8 protein-coding genes are annotated in these 7,103 nt (G+C 67.9%); 5 read left to right on the top strand and 3 right to left on the bottom strand.

Annotated features, from left to right (window positions below; translation table 11 throughout):
* A partial coding sequence (locus tag ACO1X9_RS03630; RefSeq protein ID WP_486349465.1) for a LexA family protein occupies nucleotides 1-225 on the top strand: 225 nt, incomplete at its 5' end.
* Nucleotides 226-254: 29 nt separating this feature from the next.
* On the opposite strand, the gene ACO1X9_RS03625 is transcribed toward ACO1X9_RS03630, so the two are convergent.
* Together ACO1X9_RS03625 and ACO1X9_RS03620 are read right to left on the bottom strand one after the other, a co-directional pair.
* Entirely contained in the window at nucleotides 255-983 is a 729-nt protein-coding gene (locus tag ACO1X9_RS03625; RefSeq protein WP_486349464.1) for an alpha/beta fold hydrolase, read from the bottom strand.
* A gap of 95 nt (nucleotides 984-1,078) precedes the next feature.
* The gene (locus ACO1X9_RS03620) at nucleotides 1,079-2,020 is read right to left on the bottom strand and encodes a LysR family transcriptional regulator (protein WP_486349463.1); all 942 of its coding nucleotides are present in this window, start codon (nucleotides 2,018-2,020) and stop codon (nucleotides 1,079-1,081) included.
* A gap of 121 nt (nucleotides 2,021-2,141) precedes the next feature.
* Here ACO1X9_RS03620 and ACO1X9_RS03615 point away from each other — a divergent pair, with 121 nt between their 5' ends.
* The 3 genes from ACO1X9_RS03615 (at nucleotide 2,142) to ACO1X9_RS03605 (ending at nucleotide 4,767) form a co-directional block, all read left to right on the top strand.
* Nucleotides 2,142-3,158: a DUF1852 domain-containing protein gene (locus ACO1X9_RS03615; RefSeq protein ID WP_486349462.1), complete on the top strand. Its 1,017-nt coding sequence runs from the start codon at nucleotides 2,142-2,144 to the stop codon at nucleotides 3,156-3,158.
* Complete coding sequence (locus ACO1X9_RS03610; RefSeq protein WP_486349461.1) at nucleotides 3,155-4,192, top strand: methionine synthase; 1,038 nt, start codon at nucleotides 3,155-3,157, stop codon at nucleotides 4,190-4,192. The genes ACO1X9_RS03615 and ACO1X9_RS03610 overlap by 4 nt, the downstream gene beginning before the upstream one ends.
* A gap of 62 nt (nucleotides 4,193-4,254) precedes the next feature.
* A complete protein-coding gene (locus ACO1X9_RS03605) occupies nucleotides 4,255-4,767 on the top strand; it encodes a flavin reductase family protein (RefSeq protein ID WP_486349466.1) in 513 nt (170 codons plus the stop codon).
* A 62-nt stretch (nucleotides 4,768-4,829) separates the two neighbouring features.
* On the opposite strand, the gene hflX is transcribed toward ACO1X9_RS03605, so the two are convergent.
* Nucleotides 4,830-6,344: a GTPase HflX gene (gene hflX / locus ACO1X9_RS03600; protein ID WP_486349460.1), complete on the bottom strand. Its 1,515-nt coding sequence runs from the start codon at nucleotides 6,342-6,344 to the stop codon at nucleotides 4,830-4,832.
* Between the two features lie 60 nt (nucleotides 6,345-6,404).
* Between hflX and ACO1X9_RS03595 the strand changes: the two genes are divergently transcribed.
* The gene (locus ACO1X9_RS03595) at nucleotides 6,405-7,085 is read left to right on the top strand and encodes a class I SAM-dependent methyltransferase (RefSeq protein ID WP_486349459.1); all 681 of its coding nucleotides are present in this window, start codon (nucleotides 6,405-6,407) and stop codon (nucleotides 7,083-7,085) included.
* Nucleotides 7,086-7,103: the final 18 nt, after the last annotated feature.

Below are 7,103 nucleotides of genomic sequence, written 5' to 3'. Positions count from 1 at the left end.
GACGCCGCGATCTGCGACGGCGATTGGGTCGTCGTACGCCAGCAGAAGTCCGCCGAGAACGGAGAGATCGTCGCCGCGATGCTCGACGGCGAGGCCACCGTGAAGGTCTTCCGGCAGCGCGACGGCCACACCTGGCTCCTGCCGCGCAACTCGTCGTTCGAGCCGATCCTGGGCGACGACGCCGAGATCCTCGGCAAGATCGTCGCGGTGCTGCGCTCGGTCTGAGCCGGATCTCGACACGCCCCCGTGGGGCGCTAGTCGACCACCGAGACGGACAGGTGAGCGCGCAGCAGCTGCATGAAGCGCGTGTGATCGTCGCGGAAGACGGTGTGCCCCGCGCCGAGGACCGTTTCGACCGTCATCCCGTCGCGTCGCATCCGCTCGACGTCGCGCGCCGCGATCAACAGACTGCGCTCGGCGAGCACGACGAGGGTCGGAGCGACCAGGGTGCGCGGTGACCGCAGCGGTCGCGTGCTCACGAAGCCGAGAATCGTGCGCTTGTCCCACAGTTTGAGCGTCGCGAGCTCGAGCTCGACATCGTCGTCGCCCCAGCGCGGGTTGAGCCGACGCAACATCCCCGCCCCCGGGCGCGGCGCGAGCGCGAAGATCGCCTTGAGCACGAAGCCCCGCACCCCGCGCGGGAAGGAGAACGCCGGGTCCACATAGACCGCGGCGCCCGGCGGAAGACGCTCGGCGACGAGGCTCGCGACGAGGCCCCCGAGGGAGTGCCCGACGATGAGATCCGGCGGGCCGTCGAGTTCCGACTCGAGCGACTCGACCACGTCGTCGGCCCACTGCCGCGGAGAGTAGCGACGCGCCCGCGGGCTGGCCCCGTGACCCGCGAGATCGACGGCGACGACACGGAACCCCTCCGCTCGGAGCTCCTCCGAGACGCGGTGCCAGGCGCGGTGATCCGATTGGATGCCGTGGATGAGAACCGCTGTGCGCGGGCCGTCGCCCGAGGTGTGCACGGCGAGTCGCATGCCGCCACGCTACGTCGGAAGTCTCGACGTTCCGTGGGAGTGCCTCGTCGTGCGGCGGGGCGGGCCCGTCGCCGTTCGGGGTCGATTCGTGCCGGTCAGCCGAGCAGGGTCACACCGAACTCCGCGACGACGGTTCGCACTTCCGCGAGGTAACGCTGCGCCTGCTCCGTGAGCGGGATGGCGGAATGGTCGATCCAGCCGATCTCGATGCGTTCGTCGACGTCGAGCGGGATGGCGACGATCTCCGGGTCGAGGTCGTCGCTGACGATGCCCGTCGAGATCGTGTAGCCGTCGAGTCCAATCATGAGGTTGAAGATGGTCGCGCGATCAGAGACCCGGATCTCCTGCTTGCTCGACAGGGTGGAGAGGATCTCCTCGGCGAGATAGAACGAGTTGTTCGCTCCCTGGTCGAAGGTGAGGCGTGGAAGGTCGGCGAGATCGGCGAGCGTCACGCGATCCAGCGAGACGAGCGGATTCTTCCTCGAGATGAAGATGTGCGGTTCGGCCACGAAGAGCGGGTGGAATGTCAGCCCGGAGTCCCGCAGCAGTTTGTCGATGACTTTCCGGTTGAACTCGTTCCGGTAGAGGATGCCGACTTCGCTGCGGAGCGTCCGGACATCCTCGATGATGTCCCAGGTGCGCGTCTCCCGGAGGGAGAACTCGTACTCTGCCGCATCTGTCGCCTTCACCATCCGAACGAAGGCATCCACGGCGAAGGAGTAGTGCTGTGCCGACACCCCGAGCAGGCGTCGCGACGGCGGCCGACCGAGGTAGCGCTGCTCGAGGAGCGCGACCTGCTCGACGACCTGCCGTGCGTACCCGAGGAACTCGGCCCCGTCGGTGGTGAGCGTGACGCCGCGGGCCGATCGCACGAGGAGGTCGCGGCGCACCCGCTTCTCGAGATCCTTCATCGCTGCGGACATGGTCGGCTGGGCGACGTACAGCAGGTCGGCGGCCGCGGAGATCGACCCCTCTGTGGCGACTTCGATGAAGTAGTGGAGCTGCTGCAAGGTGATACCGCTCGATCCCCTGGCCATAGGCAGAGCCTATAGGGATGCATAACTTCCGCAAGTTACCCGATACCTTCGCGGTGCTCCCACGATGGGGGCACGACCTCTGCAGGGCCTCCCTGCCGATCACTCCCACCGATTGGCTCTCATGACGAACGAGTTCACGTTCAGCGTCACCACCACCCGTTTCGACGAGGACTACGCGCCCGCGCAGAGCTCCCGAGCCACGACGAACTTCGCCAACCTCGCCCGCGGCGAGGACCGTCAGCAGAACCTTCGCAACGCGTTGACGATGATCGATCGTCGATTCAACGACCTCGCCGACTGGGACAACCCCGACCAGGACCGTTACACCGTCGAACTCGAGATCATCTCCGTCGAGTTGCGGTTCCGCGCAGGAGGCGAGGATCAGCGCTTCCCGCTCCTCGAGTTCCTCGACATCCAGATCGTCGACCGGCACACCGGCTCCCGCCACCAGGGAATCGTGGGCAACAACTTCTCGTCCTACGTGCGCGACTACGACTTCAGCGTGGTGCTGCCCGCGGCCAAGGAGGCGGCCGGCAGGTTCGACGTCCCCGACGACTTCGGTGACCTGCACGGCAAGCTGTTCCAGCACTTCCTCGACTCGTCGGCATATCGGGCGCGCTTCCCGCTGCCGCCCGTGATCTGCATCAGCGTCTCGACGAGCAAGGCCTACCACCGGACCACGAACCACCACCCGGTCCTCGGGGTCGAGTACGAGCAGGACGGCTCCTCGATGACCGACGACTACTTCGCGAAGATGGGGCTCGACGCGCGGTACTTCATGCCCCGCGGCAGCGCGGCACCCCTCGCGTTCTATCACCGCGGCGATCTCCTGAACGACTACTCCAATCTGCAGCTCATCGGCACGCTCAGCACGATGGAGACGTTCCAGAAGATCTATCGACCGGAGCTCTACAACGCGAACTCGGCCGCCGCGGGCGTCTACCGGCCGACCCTCGAGCAGCAGGACTACTCGCGCACGCAGATCGCCTACGACCGGGTCGAGCGCAGCGAACTCGCGGTCACGCAGGGGAAGTTCACGGAGGAACACTTCGTGAAGCCGCACCGGGAGGTGCTGGAGCGGTGGGCCGCGACCTACCCGGCGCCCGTCGCTCGACTCGCGGAGGCTCGTCGCGCATGAACGCCCTGTTGCCCACCTCGATCGTCGGCAGTCTGCCGAAGCCCTCCTGGCTCGCCGAGCCGGAGACCCTCTGGTCGCCCTGGACGCTGCAGGGCGACGCTCTGATCGAGGGCAAGCAGGACGCGCTGCGAATCGCCGTCCAGGAGCAGCGCCACGGCGGCATCGACATCATCAGCGATGGTGAACAGACCCGCCAGCACTTCGTCACGACCTTCATCGAGCATCTCAGCGGCGTCGATTTCGAGCAGCGCGAGACCGTGCGCATCCGCGACCGCTACGACGCGAGCGTGCCGACCGTGGTCGGTGCCGTCGGCCGCGAGAAGCCCGTGTTCGTCGACGACGCGAGGTTCCTCCGCCAGCAGACCGATCGGCCGATCAAATGGGCGCTCCCGGGACCGATGACCATGATCGATACCCTCTACGACCGCCACTACAAGAGCCGCGAGAAGCTGGCGTGGGAGTTCGCGACCATCCTCAATGAGGAGGCGAGAGAACTCGAGTCCGCGGGCGTCGACGTCATCCAGTTCGACGAGCCGTCGTTCAACGTCTTCTTCGACGAGGTGCGGGACTGGGGGGTCGCTGCACTGGAGCGAGCGGCGGAAGGGCTGCGCGCGGAGACCGTCGTGCACATCTGCTACGGCTACGGGATCAAGGCGAACACCGACTGGAAGGCGACCCTGGGGTCGGAGTGGCGGCAGTACGAGGAGACGTTCCCCCTCCTGCAGCGGTCCGCGATCGACGTCGTGTCGTTGGAGTCCCAGCACTCCCACGTACCGATGGACCTCATCGAACTCATCCGGGGCAAGAAGGTCATGCTCGGAGCGATCGACGTGGCGAGCGAGGCGATCGAGTCTCCTGAGGAGGTCGCCGACACCCTCAGGAAGGCACTCGAGTTCGTCGACGCGGACAAGCTGATCCCCAGCACGAACTGCGGCATGGCCCCCTTGCCCCGACACATCGCGCGCGGGAAGCTCGGGGCGCTGAGCGCCGGTGCGGGCCTCCTGCGCGCAGAACTCGGAGGTCGGGCCCGGTGAGCGTGCATTGGCACCGGCTCGAGGATGTCGCCTCGGTTGCTCCGAGCGGAGGACGCGTCGACGTGCTGGACAGCGGACTCAGCCCGGATGCGTTCAAGCTCGCGTTCCGGCATCACGCGGCCGGCGTCGCCGTCGTCACCGCCGACGCGGGCGACGGACCCGTCGGGATCACCGTGTCGTCCGTCTTCTCGGTGAGCGCCGAGCCGCCGTTGATGGTGTTCTCGATCTCCGGCCGCTCCCACAGCGCTCCGACGATCCGCCGCGCCGAGACCCTCGTCGTCCACCTCCTCGACGCCCGCCAGCTGCACATCGCCCGGCTGTGCTCGACGAGCGGGATCGACAGGTTCGCGGACACCTCGATCTGGGGCCGACTCGCCACGGGAGAACCGCACTTCCCCGGTGTCCCGGTGTGGATCCGGGGCCGGGTGATCAATCGAATGGAGGCCGGCGACTCCACCGTCATCGCCATCCATGCGCTCGAGTCCGCGCACGCCGACGCGCAGGCGACGAACCCGCTCGTCTACTACAACCGCACCTGGCACGGCCTCGGCGACGCCTCACGCCTCGACGACTGACGGCGACCGCGTCGTCGTGTCGCGCGAGACTGCCGGGGCTCCGTGGAGCCCGGCAACTCTCGTCAGTCGTCGAGGCGACCGCGGATGAGACGGGCGATGCGGTCCGTCGCCACGAGCCGGATGCGGGTGCCGTCCTCCTCGTAGTCGGTCTCGAGCACGCGCGCCTTCTCGTGCGCGAGGGCGACGACGTCACCGCGCTCGTACGGCACGAGCAGGTCGAGTTCGACATCCCACTGCGGCAGGAGGTCGGCGATCCGCGCGCGGAGCTCGTCGATCCCCTCCCCCGTGTGGGCGCTCACGAACACGGCGTCGGGCTCGAGGCCGCGCAAGAGGAGCTTCCGGTCGTCGTCGATGACATCGGACTTGTTGAAGACGACGATCTCCGGCAGCTCGCGGGCGCCGACATCCCCGATCACGTCGCGCACCGTCGCGAGCTGGGCACCCGGGTCGGGGTGCGCGCCGTCGACGACGTGCACGATGACGTCGGAGTTGCCGACCTCCTCCAGGGTCGAACGGAACGCCTCGACGAGCTGCGTCGGCAGGCTGCGGACGAACCCGACGGTGTCAGCGAGGGTGAACTCGCGTCCATCCGGAGTCGACGACCGACGCACGGTCGGATCGAGCGTCGCGAACAGCTGGTTCTGCACGAGCACGCCCGCCTGCGTGAGGCGGTTGAGCAGACTCGACTTGCCGGCGTTCGTGTAGCCCGCGATGGCGACGCTCGGCACCTCGAAGCGATCGCGATTGGCGCGCTTCGCCTCACGGGCGGGCGCGAACCCCTTGATCTGCTTGCGCAGCTTCGCCATGCGATCGTGGATGCGGCGACGGTCGAGCTCGATCTTCGTCTCACCCGGACCACGGCTTCCCATGCCCGCACCGCCCGAGCCGACCTGGCTACCGGCCTGACGCGACATCGACTCACCCCACCCGCGGAGTCGCGGCAGCAGGTACTCGAGCTGCGCGAGCTCGACCTGCGCCCGACCCTCGCGGCTCTTGGCGTGCTGGCTGAAGATGTCGAGGATCACCGCCGTGCGGTCGATCACCTTGACCTTCACCCGATCCTCGAGCGCGCGCCGCTGGCTGGGCGCGAGCTCGGTGTCGGCGATGACGGTGTCGGCTTCGAGCGCGGCGACGATGTCGGCGAGCTCCTGCACCTTGCCGCGCCCGAAGTAGGTCGAGGGGTCGGGATGCGGTCGCCGCTGCAGCAGTCCGTCGAGCACCGTGGCTCCGGCCGTCTCCGCGAGCGCGGCGAGCTCGCGCAGGGAGTTCTCGGCATCCTCGGCGTCGCGGGCGTAGACGCCGATCAACACCACGTTCTCGAGCCGCAGTTGCCGGTACTCGACCTCGGTGACGTCCTGCAGCTCGGTGCTGAGGCCCGCGACGCGGCGAAGCGCCGCGCGGTCCTCCCGATCGAGCTGGTCGCCGTCACGGTCGGCGGCGCTCGTCTCCTCGTCCTGCAGAGCCTCCGCGCGACGGTCGCCGAAACGTCGCGTCTCGGCGTGCGCCTGCTCGGTCGCGAGGACGCGGTCGATGTCGCGGTCGGACGGGGTCTTCGTGTCTCGCGTGGTTTCGGTCATGTCTGGTCTCACCCTAGTTCTGTGGTTCTCGTCGCTTGATGTTTTCGGTAGGTTCTACGCATGCCGCCCGCCGCTGAAGAGCACTATTTCTCAGCGTCCCCTGCCGGAGAGTTCGTGCCGCGCACGATCCGGGTGCGGCTCGCGGGTCGCGATCTCGAGCTGACCACCGCGAACGGCGTGTTCAGCCCCGAGCGCCTCGACACCGGCACCTCGGTGCTGCTGTCGAACGTCCCGTCGCCGCCGCCCGGGGGCAATCTCCTCGACCTCGGCTGCGGTTGGGGGCCCGTCGCGATCTCTCTCGCGCTCGAGTCCCCGCGTGCGACCGTGTGGGCGGTCGACGTGAACGAACGGTCGCTCGAACTCGTGCGACGCAACGCCGCCGCGCTCGGGCTCACGAACATCCGCGCCTGCCGCCCCGACGAGGTGCCGGCGGATGCGATGTTCACCACGATCTGGTCGAATCCGCCGATCCGGGTCGGTAAGAACGAACTGCACGCCATGTTGCTGCACTGGCTGCCGCGACTCGAGCCCGGCTCGGACGGGTGGCTCGTCGTGCAGAGGAACCTGGGGTCCGACTCGCTGCAGCGCTGGCTGCAGGCGGAGCTTCCGAGAGAGTTCGCGGTCTTGCGCGCGGCCACCAACAAGGGCTACCGAGTGCTGCGCTGCCGGCGCCGTTCGGGTCATACAGGTCTGATTGACCTACCGGGAACGGTCGACGCGGTCGACGAGACCGTGGACTGATCTCTAGAGAAGCTTCAT

The organism is Pseudolysinimonas sp. (genome assembly GCF_057350545.1).
The sequence above is the reverse complement of the archived record's forward strand: the minus strand, read 5'-3'. Positions and strand labels throughout refer to the sequence as shown.